This window comes from Bradyrhizobium sp. USDA 4503 (assembly GCF_054055815.1).
Map to the genome: position 1 here is coordinate 6,077,494 of NZ_JBSRXS010000001.1, position 23,448 is coordinate 6,100,941.

Genomic DNA, 23,448 nt, shown 5'->3' on the forward strand with positions numbered 1-23,448 from the left:
TTCGCCCCGAACGTTGCTGTCATCGCCCGCGAAAGCGGGCGATGCAGTATTCCAGAGGCGTTTGTCTTCAATCCAGGGGCTGAGGCGTACTGAATCCCCTGCCTTCGCGGGGGATGACGGCTTGAGTGCGTAGCCCGGATGGAGCGTAAGCGTAATCCGGGGCAGCTTTCATCGATGGCGTGACTGGTCCCGGATTACGCTTCGCTTCATCAGGGCTACGGAGCAACGCGATCTGTCCGCCTACCGACTTCTACCGAAACAACCGATCCGCCAGCCAGCCGTCCAGTCCAGCCGCAGCCTCGGGCCGCGCGTTCGGGTTGGGTGGCGCCGAGGCGCGGGCCGGCGTCGGCGGTGGCGGGCGATAGTAACCGCTGGATGGTACCGGCGCGGGCGGTTGCGATGCCTGCATCGGTGGCTGAATCTGCATCGGTCCCGCCGGCGCTGACGGCGCGGTGACCTGTGACGAGATCTGCATCAGGTTCGCCGGCCCCCAGCTGCCTTGCGAGTTCGGGATCGCCGCGACCGGCACGCCCTGATGCGCCGCCTTCATGAAGCGGGTCCACACTTCGACCGGCAAGCCGCCGCCGGTCGCCTTCTTGGTCGGTGAATTGTCGTCATTGCCGAGCCAGACGCCGGTGACGAGCTTGGCGGTGTAGCCGATGAACCAGGCGTCGCGATAATCCTGGCTGGTGCCGGTCTTGCCGGCGGCTGTCCAGCCCGGGATCTCCGCCTTGCGCGCGGTGCCCGAGATCAGCGTCTCGCGCATCATGCTGTTCATCATCGAATCGTAGCGCGGCTCGATCACCTGGTTGGGCGGATCGGTCGGACGGTCATAGAGCAGCTTGCCCGAACTGGTCTTGATCTTGGTCACCACATGCGGCGACACCACGTAGCCGCCATTGGCGAACGGCGCATAGGCGCCGACCAGCTCGATCACCGAGACTTCCGAGGTGCCGAGCGCGATCGAGACGTTGGGCTCGAGCTTGGAGGAGATGCCGAGCCGGTGCGCGGTGCGCACCACATTCTTGGCGCCGACCTCGACGCCGAGCCGCACCGCGACCGTGTTCAGCGACATTGCCAGCGCCTGGGTCAATGTCACCGAGCCGAAATATTCGTGGGTGTAGTTCTCCGGCTTCCAGCCCTTGATGTCGAGCGGCGCGTCGGTGCGGATGGTGTCCGGTGTCAGTCCTGCTTCGACCGCGGTGAGATAGACGAACGGCTTGAACGCCGAGCCCGGCTGCCGCTTCGCGGTGACCGCGCGATTGTACTGGCTCTCCGAGTAGTTCCGGCCGCCGACCATGGCGCGCACCGCGCCGTCCGGTGTCATCGCCACCAGCGCGCCCTGGCTGACATTGAACTTCACGCTTTTGGCGGCGAGCTCATCGATGATGGCGGCTTCGGCGACATTCTGCAGCTTCGGATCGATCGTGGTCTGCACCACGATGTCCTGGTCGATCTGGCCGACCAAATCGTCGAGCACTTCGCCGATCCAGTCGGCGACATAGTTCACGGTGCCGGCGCCGGCCGGCTTCACCGCAATCGAGGGCTGACCGATCGAGGCCTTGGCCTGCGCCTCGGTGATGAACTTGGCATCGGCCATCGCCGCCAGCACGACCTGCGCGCGCTGCTCGGCGCCTTCAGGGTTGCGATTTGGTGCCAGCCGCGACGGCGACTTGACGAGGCCGGCCAGCATCGCGGCTTCCGGCAGCGTCACGTTCTTCGCCGACTTGCCGAAATAGCGCTGCGCGGCGGCCTCGACGCCATAGGCGCCGGAACCGAAATAGACCCGGTTGAGGTAGAGCTCGAGGATCTCGTTCTTGGAATGCTTGCGCTCCAGCCAGAGCGCGAGCTCGGCCTCCTGCAGCTTGCGCTGCATGGTGCGCTCCTGGGTCAGGAACAGGTTCTTGGCGAGCTGCTGGGTCAGCGTCGAGCCGCCCTGCGAGACGCCGCGGTGCAGGAGGTTGGTCACCGCCGCGCGCAGGATGCCGACCGGGTCGACGCCGTAATGCGAATAGAAGCGGCGGTCCTCGATCGCGATGAAGGCCTTCGGCAGATAGGGCGGCAGATCCTTCAACGCGATGTTGGCGCCGGCCATTTCGCCGCGCTGCGCCAGCACGCTGCCGTCGATGCCGACGATCTGGATCGTCGGCGGACGCTTGGGAATCTCCAGCGACTGGATCGGCGGCAGATGCGCGCCGACCCACACCACGACACCGATCACCGCAATGCCGGCCCACAGGCCGAGCACCGCGGTCCAATAGAACAGGCGGCCGATGCCAAAGCCGCGCGACTTGCTGCGCCGCTTGCTGCCGCTGCGCGACGGGCGCGGTTTCTCGCTACCGGAATCGCTGCTCTTGTCGCTGCTCTTGGGTTTGGATTTGGCGGGCTTGTCGTCGCCGCCTCCGGGAATGCGATCGGACGGCGACAGCCGAAGGTCGGCAAGCGCGGCCGGAAGCCCGAACAGCGGCTCCTTGCGCGCACCGCCTTTTTTCCGTCCCCACGGCATCCGCAACGCTCACACCCTGACAGGGACGCACGCTAGCGTTCCCGGTTTAAGGGGCGGTTACGCAAAGCTTAACGGGGCATTAGGAGGTGAGGCAGCGCGTGCTACATAAGGAGCATGATCAGGAAAAGTGGGCACCGGTTTTCCCTCGCGACAAACGCGGAGCGTTTGCGCGGAGATCATGCTCAAACAGGATGGAAGAGCGCGATAGAGCGATCGCGCTAGGGAACAAGAAACGAAGGAGCACCGCATGGGCCATATCGATCCGACCAAGGACGTTTTCGCGCAGTTCCGGGACAACAACCGGCCGGGCCCGATCCACATGCTCAACCTGGTGCGCCTGCGCGAATGGGCCGCCTATCCCGACGGCCGCAAGGCCACCGGCGCGGAGGCTTATGCGGCGTATGGCCGCGAGAGCGGGCCGGCGTTCGAACGGCTCGGCGGCCGCATCGTCTGGCAAGGCCGCTTCGAGCTGATGCTGATCGGACCGCAGGAGGAGCGCTGGGATCACTGCTTCATCGCGGAATATCCAAGCGTCGCCGCCTTCGTCGAGATGATCCGCGATCCGGTCTATCGCGAGGCGGTGAAGCACCGCCAGGCCGCGGTGGACGATTCCCGCCTGATCCGCCATGCCGTGCTGCCGGTGGGGAAGAATTTCGGCGAGATTCCGAAGTAGGCGCGTAAAAATCGATGGGTCGCGGCGATCTCCATCCCCGTCATGCTGAGGTGCGAGCGGAGCGAGCCTCGAAGCATGCACGGCCCCGCTGGTGGCCGTCGACCCTTCGAGACGCGCCTCGCGCTCCCCAGGGTGACGGTGATAGGACATCCCCGCAAACAAATCGGCGGCCTGGAGGCCGCCGATTGCATTTCAAACCTGCGCGAACCGGCTAGCCGGCCGGGCCGGCGTCCTCGAGGATCGGGCCGAACAGCTCCCAGCGCTCGCCGTTGAAGCGCATCATCTGCAGCTGCTTGTTGACGCGATAGTCGTTCGGCGCGGTGTTGCCCTTGATGCCGGGCAGCGCCATGTCGAGCTCGACATTCTTCAGGTTGGTCGCCTGCTTCAGTACGTTGTCGCGGGTCAGGTCGTCGCCGCACTGCTTCAGCACATGCACCATCAACTGGGCGGTCGAGTAGCCATAGGTGTTGAAGTTCGAGTTCTTGTCGCCGTCGGGATAGTACTTGGTCATGAAGTCGAAATAGCGCTTCATGCCCGGATCGTCCTTCCACTGCGGATCGGCCGGATCCTTGCCGTAATTGGTGCTGATCAGGCCCTTGGAGGCTTCCAGGCCCGCCGGCTGCAGCACGGCGCCGACCGATGTCGCGTTGATGTCGACGATGTGGACCGGGTGCCAGCCGAGCTCGGCGATCTTCTTGATCGCCTGCGCCGCCTGCTTCGGCGTCGAGGCCGAGAAGAACAGGTCGGCGCCGGCGTCCTTGATCTTGATCACCTGGGAATCGATGGTCGGGTCGGAGACCTCGTAGGAGGCTTCGGCCACGATCATCTTGGCGGCCTTGTCGCCGAGGCCGGCCTTGATGCCGTTCAGATAATCCTTGCCGAGGTCGTCGTTCTGATAGAGCACGCCGATCTTGGCGTTGGGGTGCTCCTTCAGGATGTACTGGCCGTAGATGCGGCCTTCGACGAAGTAGTTCGGGTTGAAGCCGAGCGTCCAGGGGAAGTTCTTCGGGTCGGTGAACTTCGAAGCGCCGGTGGCGGCAAACAGCTGCGGCACCTTCTTGGCGTTGAGATACTTCTGCACGGCGGCGTTCGACGGCGTGCCGACGATCTGGAAGGTCAAGAGCACCTCGTCGCTCTCGACGAGCTTGCGCACCTGCTCGACGGCCTTGGGCGGCGAATACGCGTCGTCATACTGGATCAGGTTGATCTTGCGGCCGTTGATGCCGCCCTGATCGTTGATCATCTTGAAGTAGGCCGCCTGGGTCTTGCCGATCGAGGCATAGGCGGAGGCCGGTCCGGAGAAGGGGACGGTCTGGCCGATCTTGATCTCGGTGTCGCTCGCGCCCGGATCGTACTTCTTCTGCGCAAAGGCCGACGTTGCTGACAGCGCGATCGCGAGCGCCGTTCCCGTGACCAGGTGGAAAATCCCGTTCCTCATAGTGCTGTTTCCCTCACGTGACTGATGGTTGGCCGATGATCTTGTCCGCGGGTTCAAGGTCCCGCGGTCGCCATCGCTGGGCCGGGATACTGGAGGAACCGTTATTGCAACGCAAGACGAGCGCTGCCGAAAAGGTGAGCGATTTCAGTCAACCAAAGTAGGGGGCGTTGCGAAAAGGTGGGTGGAGCGGCGCGAAGGTTGGGGCCCGCTTTACCTCGCCCCGCCTGCGGGGAGAGGTCGCATCGCATCGAAGATGCGATGCGGGCGAGGGGGAGTCTCCGCGGGCGCAGCTAATGCAGCGGTGCGCGGAAGCAGCCCCTCACCCCGACTCTCTCCCCGTAAGGACGGGGAGAGGGAGTGGAGTCTCGTCCCGACCGCGGCTAGCCCGCCGGTCCGGTGTCCTCGATGATCGGGCCGAACAGCTCCCAGCGCTCGCCGTTGAACTTCATCATCTGCATCTGCTTGTTGATGCGGTAGTCGTTCGGCCCCGTCGTGATCGACATCCCCGGCAGCGCGAGGCTCGGCACGAACTTCTTCAGGCTGGTCACCTGCTTCATCAGGTTCTCGCGGGTGAGGTCGTCGCCGCACTGCTTGAGCACCTGGATCAGGAGCTCGGCCGTCGAGTAGCCGTAGGTGTTGACGGTGTTGAGCTTGTCGCCTTCCGGATAATACTTGTCCATGAAGGCGAAATAGGCCTTCACGCCGGGATCGTCCTTCCATTGCGGGTCGGCGGGGTCCTTGCCGTAATTGGTCGAGATGATGCCCTTGGAGATGTCGAGACCGGCCGGCTTCAGCGTCGCCGACACCGGGCTCGCATTGATGTCGAGGATGTGCACCGGGTTCCAGTTGAGATCGGCGACCTTTCGGATTGCCTGCGCAGCGAATTTCGGCGTCGAGGCGTCGTAGAGCAGGTCGACGCCGGCGGCCTTCAACTTGACGATCTGGGAGTCCACGGTCGGGTCGGTCAGTTCATAGGAGACTTCGGCGACGATCATGCTGGCGGCCTTGTCGCCGAGTCCGCTCTTCAGGCCGGTGATGTAGTCGCGGCCGAGATCGTCGTTCTGGTAGAAGATGCCGATCTTGGCGTTGGGGTGATTGGCCAGGATGTATTTGGCGTAGATGCGTCCCTCGGACTGGTAGTTCGGGTTGAACGCGATCGTCCACGGCGCGTTCTGCGGGTCGGAGAAGCGCGAGGCGCCGGTGGAGGCGAGCAGCTGCGGCACCTTCCTGGCATTCAGATATTTCTGCACGGCGGCATTTGACGGCGTGCCGATGATCTGGAACGTGAACAGCACCTCGTCGCCCTCGACAAGCTTGCGCACCTGCTCGACCGCTTTCGGCGGCGAATAAGCGTCGTCATACTGGATCAGGTTCAGCTTGCGGCCGTTGATGCCGCCCTGATCGTTGATCATCTTCATGTAGGCCGCCTGGGTCTTGCCGATGCCGGCATAGGCGGATGCGGGGCCGGAGAACGGCACGGTCTGGCCGATCTTGATCTCGGTGTCGGTCGCGCCGATGTCGTATTTCTTCTGCGCGGTGGCCGATGTAACCGACAACGCGATCGCAAGCGCCGTCGCAGCGAGCAATTGCACGCTTCTCATGTCCGTGACCTCCCTGTTGCCGGTGATCTTGTCCGCAAGCTCAGGCCGGCGGATGTCACCGTTGCACGGGATGATGGAGGAACGGCTGGGCCATTGCAAGACGATGCACCCTGCGCGCGATGTCGCGTTTGAGCATGATCCGGAAAACTGTGAAGCGGTTTCCGAGCGGATCATGCTCAAGAAAACAAAAGCGCGCCCGCGCTTTAGGCCAGCCAGAGCTGGATCAGCGCCAACGCAGCGGGAGCCGCCTGCACATAAAGAATGCGGCGGCTGACGGTGGCGGCGCCATAGGCACCGGCGACGATCACGCAGAGCAGGAAGAATGTCTTGATCTGGAACGCGAAGGCCGGATTGCCATGTATGAGGCCCCAGATCAGTCCGGCGGCGAGGAAGCCGTTATACAGCCCCTGATTGGCGGCGAGCACCGCGGAATCGTTTGCCTTCTCGATCGAGTTGCGAAACGTCTTCAGCCCGAGCGGCTTGGTCCAGAGAAACATCTCGAGCACAAGGAAATAGACGTGCAGCATGGCCACCACCGCGACCAGAACATTGCCAAGCAACAACATATTGCGGCCCCCCAAAGCTTCGGTTCTGATTGAATCAGAATCGAAGCTCAAGATTCTTGTTTTGGCGCGTTTTCTTTACGCGAACCGGTCTCCGCTTCGCTCGAAAAACGCTCTACCCAGAATTCGGGTGGACGCTAGCATGCGGGCGGTGAATTGTATGCCGGCCGATCTGCTTGCCCGAGATATGACAATGGCCGACCGCAGGACTGCACAGACCTTCAACCTCGACCGCCTCAAGACCCCGATCGGCACCGCGCTGCTGGTGACCGATGATGACGGCGTGCTGCGCGCGCTCGACTGGGACGATTATGAAGGGCGCATGCTCGACCTGCTGCGGCTGCATTATGGCGCCGTGACGCTGCGGGACGGCCGCGCGCCGGCTGCGATGCGCAAGGCGCTCGGCGATTACTTCAAGGGCGATCTCGATCGTCTCACCGATGTCGAATGGCGCGTCGCCGGCACGCCGTTCCAGCAGAAGGTCTGGCACGCGCTGCCGAACATTCCGCACGGCACCACCATGAGCTACGGCGCGCTGGCGGCGAAACTGAACGCGCCGAATGCGATGCGCGCGGTCGGCCATGCCAACGGCTCCAACCCGATCAGCGTCGTCGTGCCATGTCATCGCCTGATCGGCGCCAACGGCTCACTGGTCAAATATGGCGGCGGGCTGGAGCGCAAGCGCTGGCTGCTACGCCACGAGGGCGTGGAGGTCTAGAGCGTTTTCGAGTGGGAACCGGTTCGCGTGAAGAAGCGCGTCAAGACAACGATCCAGCAATCCGCTTCGGCCGCCGGTGTGGCGATCAATCGAGATCTTCGCTGGGCATGTTACGCAGATCGCGCACGACATAGAGGAACACGACGAGCGAAGGCACCCACGCGAGTATCGCTCCTACCAGCATCGCATCGACCGTCGTCATGTGAGACTCCCTTGAGCGTTGTTGGCCAACGTCGTCAGATCGGCTTTTTCGATGGGGCGTCGGTTCTGGGGAAGGGATACAGCCACTTCCAATAGGTCTTGTTGCGCTCCAGCTGCCGCTTGTGGATCTCGCGGCACTTCGTCGAGCAAAACTGCTCAAAATACCAATTATGCCGGATCAGCCCGAAAGGCCGCTTGCAGGCCGGATTTCCGCAACGAGCTGTCATGACGCTGCCTCCGCATTCGCGCGCCAAAGCCAGCGGATGAAGTCCTCCTGGCCTTTGTAGAGGCAGAGGCGTCCGCAGTAGCGTTCGCCCGCCGGATTTCGCAAACAGATGATCTTGGGCTCTTCGCTGTCACACTGGGCGCAGCGCGGTTCCGCACGCATGGCGACCTCCCTCCGAGGAATTGCCATTTGCCAATCAAAATGTCTGGTGCTGTCCTCGCCGTCGATCTTCCCGAAGGACGACGATGCGAAATCTCGCGCCGCCGCCGTCCATGCGCAACTTGTCCAGATGTTTTGTGGCATCATCCTTGCGTATAGCCGGCCTGGTGATGGCTGATCCAACTCACGCACCCGGCGCCGCGCTGTGCTGCCTGAGGGCGGTATCGAGGCATTTGATCAGGACGTCCCCGTCGCAGGGCTTGCTCAGAAAGCAGATCGCTCCAGCCTTCAGCGCCCGGACGCGATCGCTTTCGACCGAGAACGCCGTGACGAAAATGAACGGAAAGCGGTGTCCGCTGGCAATGAGGTGGCTCTGCAGGTCGAGCCCGCTCATGGCCGGCATCCTGACATCCGCGATCACACAGGATGTGTCATTCAGGCGGGGCGAGTGCAAAAATTCCTCGGCCGACGCGTAGGTCTCGACCGCGTAGCCTAGCGACCTGACGAGATTGTCGGTCGCGGTGCGAACCGACATGTCATCGTCGATGATTGATATCACTGGCGGGTTGGGCAAGGAGGTTATCCCGGGCCGGAAGGGCCTCTGGCGTGTGCATCATGTGGGGACCACAGTGCGTCGCCAATCGGGGCCGGAGAATCATACTTAGGTTTGCGCCCCGCCGGCTGCCGGTCCGATCTGGAGCATCTGTGCCATCCTGACCAGATCGGGTAACGACTTTGCCGCCATTTTCCGCATGATGTGCCCGCGGTGTATCTTCACTGTGATCTCGGCCACACCGATTTCGGCGGCGACCTGCTTGTTCATCAACCCCGCCGTGACGAGCGTCATCACCTGGCGTTCACGCGGCGTCAGGGTCGCGAAGGCGGCGCGCAGGTTGGCAAGAACCTTGGCCTCATCGCGACGACTCCTGTCGCGCTCGATCGCCGTCGTGACGGCATCCAGCATGTCCTGATCGCGGAATGGCTTGGTCAGGAAGTCCACAGCGCCGGCCTTCATGGCCCTGACCGTCATCGGGATATCGCCGTGGCCGGTCATGAAGATGATCGGAATATCGATGCCCGCCTTCGCCAGCTCCCCCTGAAAGTCCAGCCCGCTCACCCGCGGTAATCTGATGTCGAGGATCAGGCAGCTCGGGACATCCGGAGGCTTGCGCTGCAGAAATTCATGGGCCGAGCCGAATGCTGCGGTCCGCAAGCCGACGGACCGGAACAGATTGCTCAGGGCGTCCCGCACGGATGCGTCGTCGTCGACGACGAAGACGACGGGATCCTCGGCGTTTGCAAGACCAGAAGGCGATGCCGCGCGCCCGGTCACCATGCATGATCCTCTTCGTGCAGTGGCAAGGTGAACTGGAATGTCGCGCCGGGGCCGCTATTTCCGGTCACGGACAGGCGGCCTCGGTGGGCTTCGACGATCGATCGGCAGATCGACAGCCCCATTCCCATGCCGCTGGCCTTGGTGGTGTAGAAGGCGTCGAACAGCCGTTCGGCATTCTCGGTCGCGATTCCGACGCCGCAGTCGGTGACCGTGACCACGATCTGCCCGACCTCGTCATGTCGCGTCCGGATCACCAGTCCCCGCGGCCGGTCCGTGACCGGCTGCATGGCCTCGATGCCGTTGAGGACCAGGTTGAGGATGACCTGCTGCAGCTGGATACGGTCGGCTACGACAGACGGGAGCGCGGGAGCGAGGTCGAGCTGCAAGGATACATGGTGGCGCTGCAGTTCATGCTGCACCAGGATGATCACCTGGTTGATGACTTCATTGACGTCGAGTGGCGCCTTCTGATCGGTCGTCTTGTTCACCATCGCGCGGACGCGCTGGATGACCTCGCCCGCCCGGTTGCCGTCGCTGATGATCGACCTGACCGCGCCGCGGGCTTCGTTCAGATCGGGGGCCGCCCGGTTGAGCCACCGCAGGCATGCCGCGGCATTGGTGACCACGGCGGCAAGCGGCTGGTTCACTTCATGGGCGATCGATGCGGCGAGCTCGCCGAGCGCCGTCACGCGCGTGACGTGTGCGAGGTTGGTCTGCGCTTCGTGCAACTCCGCCTCGGCTCGCTTGCGGGCGGTCACGTCGGTGACCGCTCCGATGAATTCGGTGTCGCCCGAAAGATTCGTCACCGCATGCGCCCTGGCGTGAACAAATTTGATCGCCCCATTGGGCATCAGCAATCGGTAGCCGTGCTCGAAGTCCTTGCCGTCGAGCGAGGCGCGGTCGATGGTCCGTTGCACGCGGGCGCGATCGTCCGGATGGACGCGCTGCAGGACCGTGGCATGTGTGATGGAAGGAGCTCTGTCGAATTCGAAGATCCTGAACGTCTCTTCCGACCAGATGATCTCGCCGCTGGCGACGTGCCAGCCGAAGCTGCCGGTGTGGCTCAATCGCTGGGCTTCGGTCAGGTACATTTCACTCTGCTGCAGCGCATTTTCGGCGTGCTTGCGCTCGGTGATGTCCTCGCATGCGATCAGCACGATCAGCTGATCGCCCAGCCGCCGCACCGCCTTGGCGTTTTCACGAACCCAAATCCGTGAACCGTCCTTGCGGACCTTCCGGATTTCCCAATTGTGGGTCTGGCCGATGTTGTCGAGGCATGCCGCGACGTTGCGCTGGACCATGTCCCGGTCTTCGGCGGCAAAGACCCGCAGCACCGATTGTCCAAGCAGTTCGTCGACGGTGTAGCCGAGCTGCGCCGCGCCGAACGTGTTGACCGACAGCACGAGCCCCGTTGCGTCGACCATGAAGTACATGACCGGGTTGTGCTCGAATACCTCCTTCCATTGCGCTTCGCTGTTGCGCAGCGCCTCCATCGCGCGCTCCTCGCTGCTGGCTCGGCCGCGCAACATGGCTTCTATCCGCCTTTGCGAACGGCCCACCAGGCGGATCATCAGCAATGCGGCGGTCAGCGACGCGACGAGCAGCGCCAGGGCAACCAGATGGGCGGAAGCTGCCGGCTGCGAACCTAGCAACAGCCCGATGCAGGTTGCCGCCAAGGCCAGCACCATGCCGCCGAGCAGCCATTGCTCGGCCGACCAGGACTTCGTGGTCGGGTCGCGGATCATCGGCAGCCCAGCACTTGGCCATCATCATGGGCCGCGCTGCGTCGCTAGGTGACTGCTACCATCAGCGGCGACAACGTCGCCCTCCCAATAGACTGTATATTAGCAGCTTTCTTGCCGCCCGGGCGGGATGACGCCGGCCTTTTTGGCGGTCCACCCCCGTGGGATCGCGCAGAAAGCGAAGCCGTTGAGCGCGCTCAGGTCCAGGTTGCGACCTAAACTCAAGTATGAGTCGTCCCCACCGAATGTAATGGTCGGATCAACCTCCGTTCAATGGCCCGTTCCATCCCGGTGACTACGCTTATTGGGTAACTCGATGACGGCAGAGATTTCCGGGGTTCAGCAATCGCCTATCAGTGACGGAGATTGAAATGCCCAGCGCGCGCCTGCATCTGATCGTTTGCTCCGACGACGTCGACCACGAGGCAAGGCCTCAGAGACGCGATCGCAGCTTCCAGCCTTCCGTTATCGTTGGTGGCAGGCAAACAGCAAGCACGCTGACCGACAACCCGTGGATCGATCTGCTGGACGCATTCGATCTGGGCGTGGTGGTCTGTCAGGCCAGCTACCTGGCCTTGCTGGGAGCGAGCCTGGCGGCGCTGCAGCCGCAATTCGACGCGCCAGACTCAGGGCGGTAGCCGGCCCTGAATTCCAAGTCCGGCAGGCTGCCGGGACCGAAGCGCTGGCTGCTCACGCCTGGGTCGCGCAAGACGGGTCCGATCACAGCCTCCGTGAGAGCCCGGAATCCATTCCCCGCCTAGCCCCGGCCCTGATGGATTCCGGGCTCAGTTCTGCAGACGCCCTCGGCTGCGCAATGGCGCACCGCAATGATGGGCGGAGCGGGTCGACGGCGCGGCTCCCGCGCCAGGCTCCCGACGGGCGGCAAATTGCAGCAATTTTTTCGAAAGATGCCCGGTTCGCTTTAGCCGCTTTTGAAGCACCTGATTATTGGATCTGTCCGGCAACGGCATCGCTCTGCAGAGCTGTGCGTTGGTTCGCGCACTGACAGATCAGGGGCCGGTCATTATGAATCAGGCACAGCAGCACAAGCCGCTTCCCGAAGACAATAATTCCGTCACCAGGAATGAGGCCGACGGCGCACGGGGATTGCAGCGCGATCTGCAGGAACGGCTGCAGCCGGAGCATGACGAGCCGGCCAGCGATAGCGCTCCCCATCCCGAAGCGCCCGCAGGCTCAGGCCGGATGGTTCGCCGCCTGCTCAAGGTCGGCATTGGCCTTGCCATCGTCACCGTCTTCGGATGGCTGCCGCTCAGGGCTGTGTTGCAGACCTCGAGCGTGGAGGCCGTGGTCAACGCCAGGATCGTGACCTTGCGCTCACCGATCGACGGCACCGTGAGCGCGAAGCCGCAGAAATCCACGCAGCTCAGCGTGGTTCACGAGGGCGATGCGATCCTTCACGTCGTTAACGCACGCGGCGATCGCGCCCGGCTCGATGATCTCCGACGACAGATGTCGCGGTTGGAAAATGAGCGCCCGAGTCTGGCCGCCAAGCTTGCGGCCGCCGAGACGGCGCAACAGGATCTTGCCCGCCAGGCCGGCCAGTTCCGTGACGGCCGCATCCTTCAGCTCGAGGCCCGGATCGCCGAAATCCAGACCGCGATCGAGGCCGCCGCCGCACGGCGGGAGGAGGCCGTGGCCGCCGTCGAGCGGGCGTCGTCGCTGATCAAGTCGGGCAGCGTGTCGACGGTCGAAATGGCCCGCCTGACGCGCGAGCATGCGATCTCGCAGCAGACCGAAATCGGCGCTCGACGGCGTCTCGACGCCGCCAAGGTCGAGCTCACCGCCGCAAGGAATGGCACTTATCTCGGCGACAGCTACAATGACCGGCCGAGCTCCGTGCAGCGCGAAGAGGAGATGCGCCAGCGCGTTAGCGATCTGTGCGCCGATCTGGCGCATGCCGATGCCGAGATCGACTGGCTGACCCACGAGATCGCAGCCGAGCAGCTGCACTACGTCAACCGGGCGGAAGCCGACATCAAGGCGCCGGTCGGCGGGCGCATCTGGGAGATGATGACGTCGCCCGGCGAGGACGTCAGGGCCGGGCAGCCCTTGCTCAAGCTGCTCGATTGCAGCGGCGCGGTGGTCACGGCGAATGTCACCGAGAGCGTCTACAACGGACTGAAACTCGGCGAGCAGGCGAACTTCGAGCCGAATGACGGCAGCGCCGCGCTGCAGGGCGAGATCGTCAATCTCACCGGCGCGTCGGGCGCGCCCGCGAACCTTGCGATCAATCCGGATGCGCTGAACAAGGAACCCTATCGGGTCACGGTCTCGATGCCGGCGCTCGATACCACGGGCAAGGATTGCGCGGTCGGCCGCACCGGGCGCGTGGTGTTCAACGCGGACGTGGCAAAGTCATGATGGCGGCATTTGCGCCCGGGCTGGTCGCCTTCGGCGCCTGCCTTGCCATCCTACCCCTGCTCCGCCGCGAGCAGACCCTGGCCCGCGTCATGATGACCGGCATGTCGTTCGTCCTGCTGGTCCACTATTTCGCGTGGCGGGCGACCCACACCTTGCCGCCTCCGGGCCTCACCGCCGACGCGCTGGTCGGCTATCCCTTCATGCTGGCCGAGGCGGCCTCGATGATCGCGGTGTGCCTGTCGCTGCTGTTCCTCAGCCGCACGATCGACCGCTCACCCGAGGTCAATTCGATCCTGCGCCGATCGAAGCTGCCCGCAAACGCGCCGCTCGTCGACGTCTTCATCTGCACCTACAACGAGGAGAAGGCGATCCTGGAGCGCACCATCATCGGCGCGACCGGGCTCAACTATCCCAATTACCGCGTCTGGGTGCTCGACGATGGGCGGCGGCTCTGGCTGCGCCGGCTCGCCCAGGAGCTCGGCTGCAACTATCTGGCCCGTCCGGACAACCGCCACGCCAAGGCCGGCAACATCAATCATGCGCTCCAGCACGTTTCCGGGCTGGCCGAGCGGCCGGAGTTCATCTCGATCCTCGACGCGGATTTCGTCCCGATGCCGGACTTCCTGACCCGGGCGATGAGCCTGATGCAGGACGGCAGCGTCGGCGTCGTGCAGACGCCGCAGCACTTCATCAACCCGGATCCGATCCAGACCAATCTCGCGGCGACCGATGTGTGGCCCGACGAGCAGCGCTTCTTCTTCGATATTTTGATGCCGGCCAAGGATGCCTGGGACACGGCGTTCTGCTGCGGCACCTCATCGCTGATCCGCTTCTCCGGCCTGATGCAGATCGGCGGCTTCCCGACCGATTCGGTGACGGAGGATTACCTCGTCACACTGCGGCTGAAGGAGAAGGGACTGCGCACGGTCTATCTGAACGAGCGCCTGACCATCGGACTCGCGCCGGAGGGACTGAAGGAATACATCACGCAGCGCGGACGCTGGTGTCTCGGCTTCATGCAGATCTTCCGCGGCCGCAGCGGGCCGTTCTCGCGGCAATCGAAGCTCGCCTTCATGGACCGGCTGTCGCTGGTCGACGCCTTCATGAGCTGGGCGGCGGTCTACGGCACCAAGGTGTTCGGCCTGGTCGTGCCGTGGCTTTATCTGCTGTTCGGGATCAAGGCGGTCCATGCCGACCTGTTCGAGCTGCTAAAATATTTCCTGCCGTTCTATGTCTGGCACGCCTTCACGATGGCCTGGATTTCGCGCGGCCGCTCGCTCGCGATCATGACCGACGTGTCGCAATACATCGCGGCGCCCGCGGTGCTGAAGGCGGTCGTGACCGGCCTCGCCAGGCCGCAGGGCCACAAATTCAAGGTGACGGCCAAGGGCGGCGACCGCAACCGCCGCTTCATCGAGTGGCCGCTGCTGCGGCTCTACGGTGCCGCCCTGCTGATCACGCTGTTTGCGATCGCCTACGCCTTCATCCTGCATCTGCGCGGCGAAAACATCGCCTATGGCGGGCTGGCGCTGGCCTGGAGCCTGTACAATTGCGTCGTGCTCGCGATCGTGTGCTTCATCTGCATCGAGCAGCCGCGGCGCCGCAAGGCCGAGCGGTTCGAGCGCGACGAGCCGATCCTGATCCATCAGGACAGCGAGATGCGGCTGATCCGGATGGCCGACATCTCGATCTCCGGTGCGCGCTTCATCGATCCCGTCCCGCCCGCCATCGGTTCCTTGATCAAATGCAATGTCTACGGACAGAACGTCGCCGCGACTGTGGTCCGGCGCACCCGCGACGGCTTCGGCGTCCGCTTCGAGGACGCGGTCGCGACCCGGGTCAATGTCGTGCGCGCATTCTATGCCGGCGAATATGTCCGCGCTTTCCAAGGCGTGCGCGCCGCGCCGGTCGGCAAGGCCCTGCTGATGCGGCTGTTCGGCTAAGGCACGGTGAGATTAGGTCGAATGGCGGCCGCGAAGGCGGTGCGCCCGCTCCCCGAAAGGGCGGGCTATCGCAGGCCATCGGCCGTGACGACGTGGAAGCGTTAAAGAAGGACGCAAATGACATTTGCACCCAGGGGTGAGTGTGCATCTGCGTAATTTCGGATTATTGGAAGAGTATCCCTGAGTTGCCCGACGCGTCAAGTAGCCTGGTCGAACGCCAGCCACTGCCGGCTACTTTGCATGGGGTTGTTTTCGATATTTTGGCAACGCGCCTCCCCAGCAAAGGCAGGGCAATCGCAATGGCTCCAGCACCGCTGTTCCCGCGCCGTCATGGCCGGGCTTGTCCCGGCCACCCACGCCTTTTCGCGAAACCAAGACGCGGATGCCTGGCACAAGGCCGGGCATGACGAGTTTGTGGAGCTATCGAGCCGATATGCGATTGCCCTACCCGCAAGCGGGAGAGGTGCAGCCAGCGTGGCGCGAGACCGATCCAGCCTGACTTCATCAGGCTCTGGTGCGGCGTTTCACGCCGCCGGCTTCGCCGCCTGGTCCTCGCTCGCCAGCAGATGCAGCAACGCGCTCTTGATCGCGGCCTGCCGGGTCGGAGCGGTGATCTGGGCGCCGAGCAGGTCGGTGACGTAGAACACGTCGCGGGCGCGCTCGCCGAAGGTCGCGACATGGGCGGAGGCGATGTTGAGGTTGAGCTTCGAGATCGCGGTGGTGAGCTGATAGAGCAGGCCGGGCCGGTCGAGCCCGGAGACCTCGATCACGGTGTAGCGGTCGGACCACTGGTTGTTGATGGTCACCTCGGGCTCGACGATGAACGGCCGCGCCTTGCTGCGGACGGTGCGCTTGGCGACCGCCTCGGGCAGCCGCAGCTTGCCTTCCAGCACGTGCTCGATCATCTCGCCAATTCTGGTGGCGCGGCGGCCCTCGTCCTCGTCGCGGTCGTATTCGCGCGAGATCGAGATGGTGTCGAGCGCGCGGCCGTCGGTCGTGGTGTAGATCTGGGCGTCGACGATGTTGGCGCCGGCCGACGCGCAGGCACCCGCGATGATCGACAGCAGCCACGGATGGTCGGTCGCCAGGATCGTCAGCTCGGTGACGGCGCGGACCTCGTCGAAGCCGACATTGATCGCAAGCTTGTGGCCGGCCTGCTCGCTGGCGCGGATGAAGCGGGCCTGGCGGATCTTGCGTGCCAGCTCGACCTTGAGCCAGTAGGCCGGATAATGCCGGCCGATATAGGCGTTGAGCTCCGCCTCCGGCCATTCGGTGAAGGCACGGCGGAATTCGGCTTGTGCCACCGCGATGCGCTGGGCGCGGTTGACCTCGGAGAAGCCGCCGGTCAGCACCGGTTCGGTCTCGTAATACAGCGTGCGCAACAGCTGCGCCTTCCAGCCGTTCCACACGCCCGGTCCGACGCCGCGGATGTCGGCGGTGGTCAGGATCGTGAGCAGCTTCATCTGCTCGACCGACTGCACCACGGCGGCGAAATTCTCGATGGTCTTGCGGTCCGACAGGTCGCGCGATTGCGCCACCGTCGACATCGTCAAATGCTCCTCGATCAGCCACGCCACCAGTTCGGTGTCGGCCGCCGAGAAGCCGAGCCGCGGACACAGCCGCCGCGCCACCTTGGCGCCGGCGATCGAATGATCCTCAGGTCGGCCCTTGGCGATGTCGTGCAGCAGCGTCGCGATATAGATCACCGGGCGGTGCTCGGGGCGGATCTTGCGAAACAGGTCGCTGGCGACCGTGAACTCCTCGTTGCCGCCGCGCTCGATGTCCTGCAGGAAGCCGATGCAGCGGAGCAGATGCTCGTCCACCGTGTAGTGGTGGTACATGTTGAACTGCATCATCGACACGATCTTGCCGAAGGCGCGGATGAAGTGACCGAGCACGCCGGTCTCGTTCATCCGCCGCAGCACGATCTCCGCATTGTCGGAGGTCAGGATCTCCATGAACAGGCGGTTGGCTTCATCGTTCTCGCGCAGCTGGGTGTTGATCAGCTTCAGCGAGCGCGTCACCGTGCGCATCGCATCGGGATGGAAGGCGAGGTTGTTCTGCTGCGCAAGGCGGAAGATCCGGATCAGGTTGACCGGATCGTGCTTGAAGACGTCGGGCGCGGCGAGATTGATGCGGTTGTTGTCGACGATGAAGTCGTCGCTGCCGTTAACCCGCCGCCGCTTGGTGCCGGGCCGCAGCCGCGCCACCATCCGGCTCAGCACCGGCGCCGGCTTGTTGTGCTCTTCCTCGAGCTTGGCGCACAGGATCGCCGTGAGGTCGCCGACGTCTTTCGCGATCAGGAAGTAGTGCTTCATGAAGCGCTCGACGTCCTGCATGCCGGGATGCGAGGTGTAGCCGAGGCGGACCGCGATTTCGCGCTGCATGTCGAACGACAGCCGCTCCTCGGCGCGTCCGGCGAAGAAGTGCAGATTGCAGCGCACCGACCACAGGAAGTCAGCGCAGCGGCGGAAGGTGCGGTATTCCTGCGCGTCGAACACGCCGCGTTCCAGCAGCTCGTCGGTCTCGCGCACGCGGTAGACGTATTTGGCGATCCAGAACAGCGTGTGCAGGTCGCGCAGCCCGCCCTTGCCGTCCTTGACGTTGGGCTCGACCAGATAGCGCGACTGGCCGGCGCGGCGATGCCGCTCCTCGCGCTCGGCAAGCTTGGCGGTGACGAATTCCGACGCGGTGCCCTGCACCACCTCCTTGTCGAAGCGCTCGACCAGCTCGTCATAAAGCGGCTGGTCGCCGGTCAGGAAGCGCGTCTCGAGGATCGCGGTGCGGATCGTCATGTCGCCGCGGGCCTGACGGATCGATTCATCGACCGAGCGGGTGGCGTGGCCGACCTTCAGCCCCATGTCCCAGAGGCAATAGAGAATGGCTTCGGCGACCTGTTCGCCCCAGGCGGTCTGCTTGTAGGGCAGGATGAACAACAGATCGATGTCGGACTCCGGCGCCATCAGCCCGCGGCCATAGCCGCCGGTGGCCACCACGGCCATGCGTTCGGCGCCCGAGGGGATCGGCGAGTGATAGAGGTGCCGGGTCGCCGCCGCATAGAGGATGCGGATGATCTCGTCCTGCACGAAGCAGAGCCGTTCGGCGCAGCGCCGGCCGTGACGGTCCTTAAGCAGCAGCGCCTGCGCCGTGGCGCGCGCCGCGATCAGCTCGGCCTTGAGCAGCTGCGCCATCGCGGCGCGGAACTGGTCCTCGCGGCCGGCATGCCGTTCGGCAAGCGCATTCACCGCCGCGGTGATCCGCTCGGTCTCGAAACGATCATCCGCTTCAGGGCGGGCCTCGGCTACGACGCTGTCCATAGGTTCATCCGATATCGGACGGAGCCGTTGCTGTCACTGACCAAAGTATAACGACAGCAGCTCCATGCTCTCATGGCGGCGCTTCGAGCAAGATCGTTCTCGCGCCATCCCGTAAAGGGTAGAGATTTTCTCGTTGACCGCAAGGCTAACTCATTGAAATAAAAGATTGTTTCATAAAACTGATCGAGGGGGTCGACGAATGCAAAAATTTTCCCGGCGCACGTTCGCTGCGCTGCTCGCGGTCTCGACCTTGCTGCCCGGCGCGGCGCGCGCCGCCGACGCGCTGAAGGAGATCCGGATCGACTGGGCGACCTACAATCCGGTGTCGATGGTCCTGAAGCAGAAGGGCCTCCTGGAAAAGGAATTCGCCAAGGACGGCATCAGCATCGTCTGGGTGCAGTCGGCCGGCTCCAACAAGGCGCTCGAATTCCTCAACGCCGGTTCGATCGATCTCGGCTCGACCGCGGGTTCGGCGGCGCTGGTCGCGAAGATCAACGGCAACCCGATCAAGTCGATCTATGTCTATTCGCGTCCCGAATGGACCGCACTGGTCACGACCAAGGACTCCAGGATCGCGTCCGTCGCCGACCTCAAGGGCAAGCGCGTCGCGGTGACGCGTGGCACCGATCCGCACATCTTCCTGGTTCGTGCGCTGCTCGGCGCCGGTCTCACCGAAAAGGACATCACGCCGGTGCTGTTGCAGCACGCCGACGGCAAGACCGCGTTGATCCGCGGCGACGTCGACGCCTGGGCCGGTCTCGATCCGATGATGGCGCAGGCGGAGGTCGAGGACGGTGCAAAGCTGTTCTACCGCAAGGCGGAAGCCAACACCTGGGGCATCCTCAATGTGCGCGAGGAGTTCCTGAAGGCGCATCCGGATATCGTCCGCCGCGTGCTCGCGACGTACGAGGAAGCGCGGAAATATTCGCTGGCCAACTATGACGAGCTGAAGAAGACCTTCATCGCCGTCACCAAGCTGCCGGACGCCGTGGTCGACAAGCAGCTCAAGGAGCGCACCGAGCTGACCCACAGCCGGATCGGCAGTGCCCAGCGCGAATCGATCCTCGCCGCCGGCCTCGCCTTGCAGCAGGCGGGCGTGATCGACGCCAAGACCGACGTCAAGGCCGCGCTGGATTCCTTGGTCGACGATCAGGTCCCGCTGCCCACCAACTAACCGCTGTCGTTAAACTAACCTCCGTCGTCCCGGGCAAGCGAAGCGCGACCCGGGACCATAACCACAGGGCTTTATTGTTGAACAAGGCTGTGGCCCCAGCTCGCTTGATTACCACGCCCTGTGGTTATGGGTCCCGGCCTTCGCCGGGACGACGTGGATGGAGTTAGGCGCGCTCCGCCTTGCAATCCCGCCGGAAGAATAGTTGTTGCTATGGCCATGACCGTTGACCTGCCCGCGCTGGAACAGACGGCCCCGCCCGGTGCACCTGCGCGGTGGTCACGCTATGCGCGCCCGGTGCTCGGGCTCGTGCTGCCGATTGCGCTGGCGCTGGGCTGGGAACTCGTCGTCTCTCTCGGCTATTCCAACGGCCGCCTGGTGCCGCCTCCGTCAAAGGTGTTCGAGACCATCGTCGAGCTCGCCAAGAGCGGAGAGCTGTCGCGCCATATCCTCGCGACGCTGTGGCGCGTGGGCGCGGGCTTTGCGCTCGGTGTCGTCGCCGGGACCATCATGGGCGCGATCTCCGGCTATTGGGATTTCGCCAAGCGGCTGCTCGATCCGACGGTGCAGGCGCTGCGCGCGATCCCCTCGCTCGCCTGGGTGCCGCTGTTCGTGCTCTGGCTCGGCATTTTCGAGACCTCGAAGGTCGCGCTGATCGCGGTCGGCGTGTTCTTTCCGATCTATCTCGGCGTGATGGGCGCAATCCTGTCGGTCGATCGCAAGATCGTCGAGGTCGGCCGCGTGTTCCGCCTGTCCGGACCGGCGATGATCCGCCGCATCCTGTTGCCCGCCGTGCTGCCGGCCTATGTGGTTGCGCTGCGGGTCGGGCTCGGTTTGGGGTGGATGTTCGTGGTCGCGGCCGAACTGATCGGCGCCTCCGAAGGCCTCGGCTACCTCCTGCTCGACGGCCAGCAGCTCGGCAAGCCGGCGCAGATCCTCGCCGCGATCGTGATCTTCGCGATTCTCGGCAAGCTCACCGACTGGCTGATCGAGGTCGCCGCCGCACCGCTGCTGCGCTGGCAGGACGCGTTCGGCGCGCGGGGAGGGCAGTAATGCTGGCGCTCAAAGCAGTCGGCAAGACCTATCCGAACGGCGTCCACGCGCTGGAGCGGTTCTCGGCCGAGATTGCGCCCGGCGAGATCATCGCGATCATCGGCGGCTCCGGTTGCGGCAAGTCGACGCTGCTGCGCGCCATCGCCGGCCTCGATCGCGCCAGCACGGGCAGCGTGACGCTCGACAATGCGGAGATCACCTCGCCGCACGCCAAGATCGGGATCATCTTCCAGGAGCCGCGGCTGCTGCCCTGGCTCAGCGTCGCCGACAATATCGGCTTCGGCCTCGCCGACCTTCCGGCCGAGGCGAGGCGCGCGCGCGTCGTGGCGGCGCTCGCCCGCGTCGGCCTTGCCGACAAGGCCGCGGCCTGGCCGCGCGAATTGTCCGGCGGCCAGGCGCAGCGGGTCGCGATCGCCCGCGCGCTGGTGCCGCAGCCCGAAGTGCTGCTGCTCGACGAGCCGTTCTCGGCGCTCGATGCCTTCACGCGGCGCGATCTGCAGGATCATCTGCTCGATCTGTGGGCCGACACGCGGCCGACCTTGATCCTGGTCACCCACGACGTGGACGAGGCCGTGGTGCTCGCCGACCGCGTGCTGGTGATGCGGCCGCGGCCGGGCCGGCTGTTCGAGGAGATCACCATCAACCTGGCGCGGCCGCGCGACCGCAAATCGGAGCTGTTCGACACCTTCAAGCGCCGCGTGCTGACCGCGCTCGACCGCTCGCTGGACCGCACGGTGCGGGACGTCACCGACAAATCCAGCGCCGGCGAGGCGATGTGGTGGTGACATCCGCTCCTTAAGGCCTTACATCGGCTAGAGCATGATCCGGAAAAGTGTGAAGCGGTTTTCCGAAAAGATCATGCTAAAACAAGAATCTAAAGCGCGATGACGATTTCAGCCTGAGTCTCATCGCGCTTTAAGAAGAATAGCCGGGAGCAGACCCATGGACTCCGCCGAACTCCGCGCAATGCAGGCTCCGATCAAGGAGCGCTACAAGACCGACCCCCAGGCCGCCGTGATCACGCTGAAGGCCAAGGGATCGATCGACAATGAGAGCATCGCCTGCAAGGTCGAGACTGGCCGTGCGCTCGCGATCGCCGGCCTCCACCCCGCTACCGGCGGCTCCGGGCTCGAGCTTTGCTCCGGCGACATGCTGCTGGAAGCGCTGGTCGCCTGCGCCGGCGTCACGCTGAAATCGGTCGCCACCGCGATCGACGTGCCGCTGAAGCCTGGCAATGTCTTCGCCGAGGGCGATCTCGATTTCCGCGGCACGCTCGGCGTCGACAAGGAGACCCCGGTCGGCTTCCGCGAGATCCGCCTCCGCTTCGAGATCGGCACCGACGCGCCGCAGGACAAGCTCGATCTCTTGCTGAAACTCACCGAGCGCTATTGCGTGGTCTATCAGACCATCAAGAACGGCCCGAAGGTTTCGGTGACGATGCAGCGGGTTTAGCGCGTCGCCCCGGCCTAGTGCGCAATTGCGCACGGGAGCCGGGGCCCATACGCCGTGTCCCATCGGTTCAAGCCGCGCTGTCCGACGGCTTTCGCTCCTCACGCCCAGTCGTGATTATGGGTCCCGGCCCCCGTGCGCAATTGCGCACTAGGCCGGGACGACGGAACAAATGTCCCCCGAACTCCACTTCGTCCTGATCCTCGTGTTGCGCATGGCGGTTGCGGCCGCATTCGTGGTCAGCGCGTCCATCATCACGGAGCGTTCGGGACCGGTGATCGGCGCGCTGATCGCAACCCTGCCGATCTCGGCCGGGCCGTCCTACACCTTCCTCGCGCTCGACCATGACGCCGCCTTCATCGCCGAGGGGGCGCTGGCGAGCCTGCCGGTCAACGCCGCCACGATCTATATGGGCCTGACCTACGCCGTGCTGGCGCAGCGCTTCAGCATGTGGATCAGCGCGGGCAGCGCGATCGCGGTGTGGCTGGTGCTCGCCACCATCATCCGCCAGTTCGAGTGGTCGCTCGCCGCCGGGCTGATCGTCAACGCCATCACCTTTGCGATCTGCATCCCGCTGCTGAGACCCTATCGGCACGTCGCGAAAATGCCGCTGATCGCGCGGCGCTGGTACGACATTCCGCTGCGCGCCGCGCTGGTCGCAAGCCTGGTCGGCACCGTGGTCACGGCGTCAGGCTGGGTCGGCCCGCGCGTCACCGGCGTGATGGCGCTGTTTCCGATCGTATTCTCCTCGATGATGCTGATTCTGCATCCGCGCATCGGCGGCCCCGCAACTGCCGCCGTGCTCGCCAACAGCGCCTGGGGCTTGATGGGCTTTGGCCTCGGGGTTGCGGTGCTGCACGTCGCGGTGCTGCAACTCGGCTCGCCAATCGGCCTTTGCTGCGCGCTCGCCACCTGCATCGTCTGGAATCTGGTGCTGTGGCAGATCGGGCGGAGGAAAGTAAAACGTTGA

18 protein-coding genes are annotated in these 23,448 nt (G+C 64.4%); 10 read left to right on the top strand and 8 right to left on the bottom strand.

The window, feature by feature from the left end; translation table 11 throughout:
• Positions 1-250: 250 nt before the first annotated feature.
• On the bottom strand, positions 251-2,506 hold the full coding sequence (locus ACVMIH_RS28955; protein WP_456864268.1) for a transglycosylase domain-containing protein: 2,256 nt from the start codon (positions 2,504-2,506) through the stop codon (positions 251-253).
• Positions 2,507-2,753: 247 nt separating this feature from the next.
• Here ACVMIH_RS28955 and ACVMIH_RS28960 point away from each other — a divergent pair, with 247 nt between their 5' ends.
• Entirely contained in the window at positions 2,754-3,179 is a 426-nt protein-coding gene (locus ACVMIH_RS28960) for a DUF1330 domain-containing protein (RefSeq protein WP_057015394.1), read from the top strand.
• A gap of 211 nt (positions 3,180-3,390) precedes the next feature.
• On the opposite strand, the gene ACVMIH_RS28965 is transcribed toward ACVMIH_RS28960, so the two are convergent.
• The 3 genes from ACVMIH_RS28965 to ACVMIH_RS28975 form a co-directional block, all read right to left on the bottom strand.
• Complete coding sequence (locus ACVMIH_RS28965; protein ID WP_057015395.1) at positions 3,391-4,617, bottom strand: ABC transporter substrate-binding protein; 1,227 nt, start codon at positions 4,615-4,617, stop codon at positions 3,391-3,393.
• A 380-nt stretch (positions 4,618-4,997) separates the two neighbouring features.
• On the bottom strand, positions 4,998-6,218 hold the full coding sequence (locus ACVMIH_RS28970) for an ABC transporter substrate-binding protein (RefSeq protein WP_057015416.1): 1,221 nt from the start codon (positions 6,216-6,218) through the stop codon (positions 4,998-5,000).
• Between the two features lie 203 nt (positions 6,219-6,421).
• A complete protein-coding gene (locus ACVMIH_RS28975; RefSeq protein WP_028335620.1) occupies positions 6,422-6,784 on the bottom strand; it encodes a DUF1304 domain-containing protein in 363 nt (120 codons plus the stop codon).
• Between the two features lie 190 nt (positions 6,785-6,974).
• Here ACVMIH_RS28975 and ACVMIH_RS28980 point away from each other — a divergent pair, with 190 nt between their 5' ends.
• The gene (locus ACVMIH_RS28980) at positions 6,975-7,499 is read left to right on the top strand and encodes a methylated-DNA--[protein]-cysteine S-methyltransferase (RefSeq protein ID WP_057015397.1); all 525 of its coding nucleotides are present in this window, start codon (positions 6,975-6,977) and stop codon (positions 7,497-7,499) included.
• Between the two features lie 770 nt (positions 7,500-8,269).
• Here ACVMIH_RS28980 and ACVMIH_RS28985 read toward each other — a convergent pair.
• The 3 genes from ACVMIH_RS28985 to ACVMIH_RS28995 all read right to left on the bottom strand — a co-directional run bounded on the left by ACVMIH_RS28985 (position 8,270) and on the right by ACVMIH_RS28995 (position 11,166).
• The gene (locus ACVMIH_RS28985; protein WP_076824638.1) at positions 8,270-8,644 is read right to left on the bottom strand and encodes a response regulator transcription factor; all 375 of its coding nucleotides are present in this window, start codon (positions 8,642-8,644) and stop codon (positions 8,270-8,272) included.
• A 102-nt stretch (positions 8,645-8,746) separates the two neighbouring features.
• A complete protein-coding gene (locus ACVMIH_RS28990) occupies positions 8,747-9,421 on the bottom strand; it encodes a response regulator transcription factor (RefSeq protein WP_057015399.1) in 675 nt (224 codons plus the stop codon).
• The gene (locus ACVMIH_RS28995) at positions 9,415-11,166 is read right to left on the bottom strand and encodes a PAS domain-containing sensor histidine kinase (protein WP_245311272.1); all 1,752 of its coding nucleotides are present in this window, start codon (positions 11,164-11,166) and stop codon (positions 9,415-9,417) included. Before ACVMIH_RS28995 ends, ACVMIH_RS28990 begins: the two co-directional genes overlap by 7 nt.
• Positions 11,167-11,534: 368 nt before the next feature.
• On the opposite strand from ACVMIH_RS28995, the gene ACVMIH_RS29000 reads away from it, so the two are divergent.
• The 3 genes from ACVMIH_RS29000 to ACVMIH_RS29010 all read left to right on the top strand — a co-directional run bounded on the left by ACVMIH_RS29000 (position 11,535) and on the right by ACVMIH_RS29010 (position 15,488).
• Positions 11,535-11,801, top strand: coding sequence for a hypothetical protein (locus ACVMIH_RS29000; protein WP_057015418.1), 267 nt, complete (start codon positions 11,535-11,537; stop codon positions 11,799-11,801).
• Positions 11,802-12,189: 388 nt separating this feature from the next.
• Positions 12,190-13,545, top strand: a complete 1,356-nt coding sequence (locus ACVMIH_RS29005) for an HlyD family efflux transporter periplasmic adaptor subunit (RefSeq protein ID WP_245311273.1) — start codon at positions 12,190-12,192, stop codon at positions 13,543-13,545.
• On the top strand, positions 13,542-15,488 hold the full coding sequence (locus ACVMIH_RS29010; RefSeq protein WP_057015401.1) for a glycosyltransferase: 1,947 nt from the start codon (positions 13,542-13,544) through the stop codon (positions 15,486-15,488). Before ACVMIH_RS29005 ends, ACVMIH_RS29010 begins: the two co-directional genes overlap by 4 nt.
• A 524-nt stretch (positions 15,489-16,012) precedes the next feature.
• On the opposite strand, the gene ACVMIH_RS29015 is transcribed toward ACVMIH_RS29010, so the two are convergent.
• Entirely contained in the window at positions 16,013-18,805 is a 2,793-nt protein-coding gene (locus tag ACVMIH_RS29015) for a [protein-PII] uridylyltransferase (RefSeq protein ID WP_225647051.1), read from the bottom strand.
• A 199-nt stretch (positions 18,806-19,004) separates the two neighbouring features.
• Here ACVMIH_RS29015 and ACVMIH_RS29020 point away from each other — a divergent pair, with 199 nt between their 5' ends.
• The 5 genes from ACVMIH_RS29020 (at position 19,005) to ACVMIH_RS29040 (ending at position 23,448) form a co-directional block, all read left to right on the top strand.
• Positions 19,005-19,979, top strand: a complete 975-nt coding sequence (locus tag ACVMIH_RS29020; RefSeq protein WP_057015402.1) for an aliphatic sulfonate ABC transporter substrate-binding protein — start codon at positions 19,005-19,007, stop codon at positions 19,977-19,979.
• A 216-nt stretch (positions 19,980-20,195) separates the two neighbouring features.
• Complete coding sequence (locus ACVMIH_RS29025) at positions 20,196-21,029, top strand: ABC transporter permease (protein WP_229192247.1); 834 nt, start codon at positions 20,196-20,198, stop codon at positions 21,027-21,029.
• Complete coding sequence (locus ACVMIH_RS29030; RefSeq protein ID WP_456864273.1) at positions 21,029-21,814, top strand: ABC transporter ATP-binding protein; 786 nt, start codon at positions 21,029-21,031, stop codon at positions 21,812-21,814. The genes ACVMIH_RS29025 and ACVMIH_RS29030 overlap by 1 nt, the downstream gene beginning before the upstream one ends.
• Before the next feature lie 157 nt (positions 21,815-21,971).
• A complete protein-coding gene (locus tag ACVMIH_RS29035) occupies positions 21,972-22,481 on the top strand; it encodes an OsmC family protein (protein WP_076824652.1) in 510 nt (169 codons plus the stop codon).
• 169 nt (positions 22,482-22,650) lie between these two features.
• Positions 22,651-23,448: a hypothetical protein gene (locus ACVMIH_RS29040; RefSeq protein WP_229193477.1), complete on the top strand. Its 798-nt coding sequence runs from the start codon at positions 22,651-22,653 to the stop codon at positions 23,446-23,448.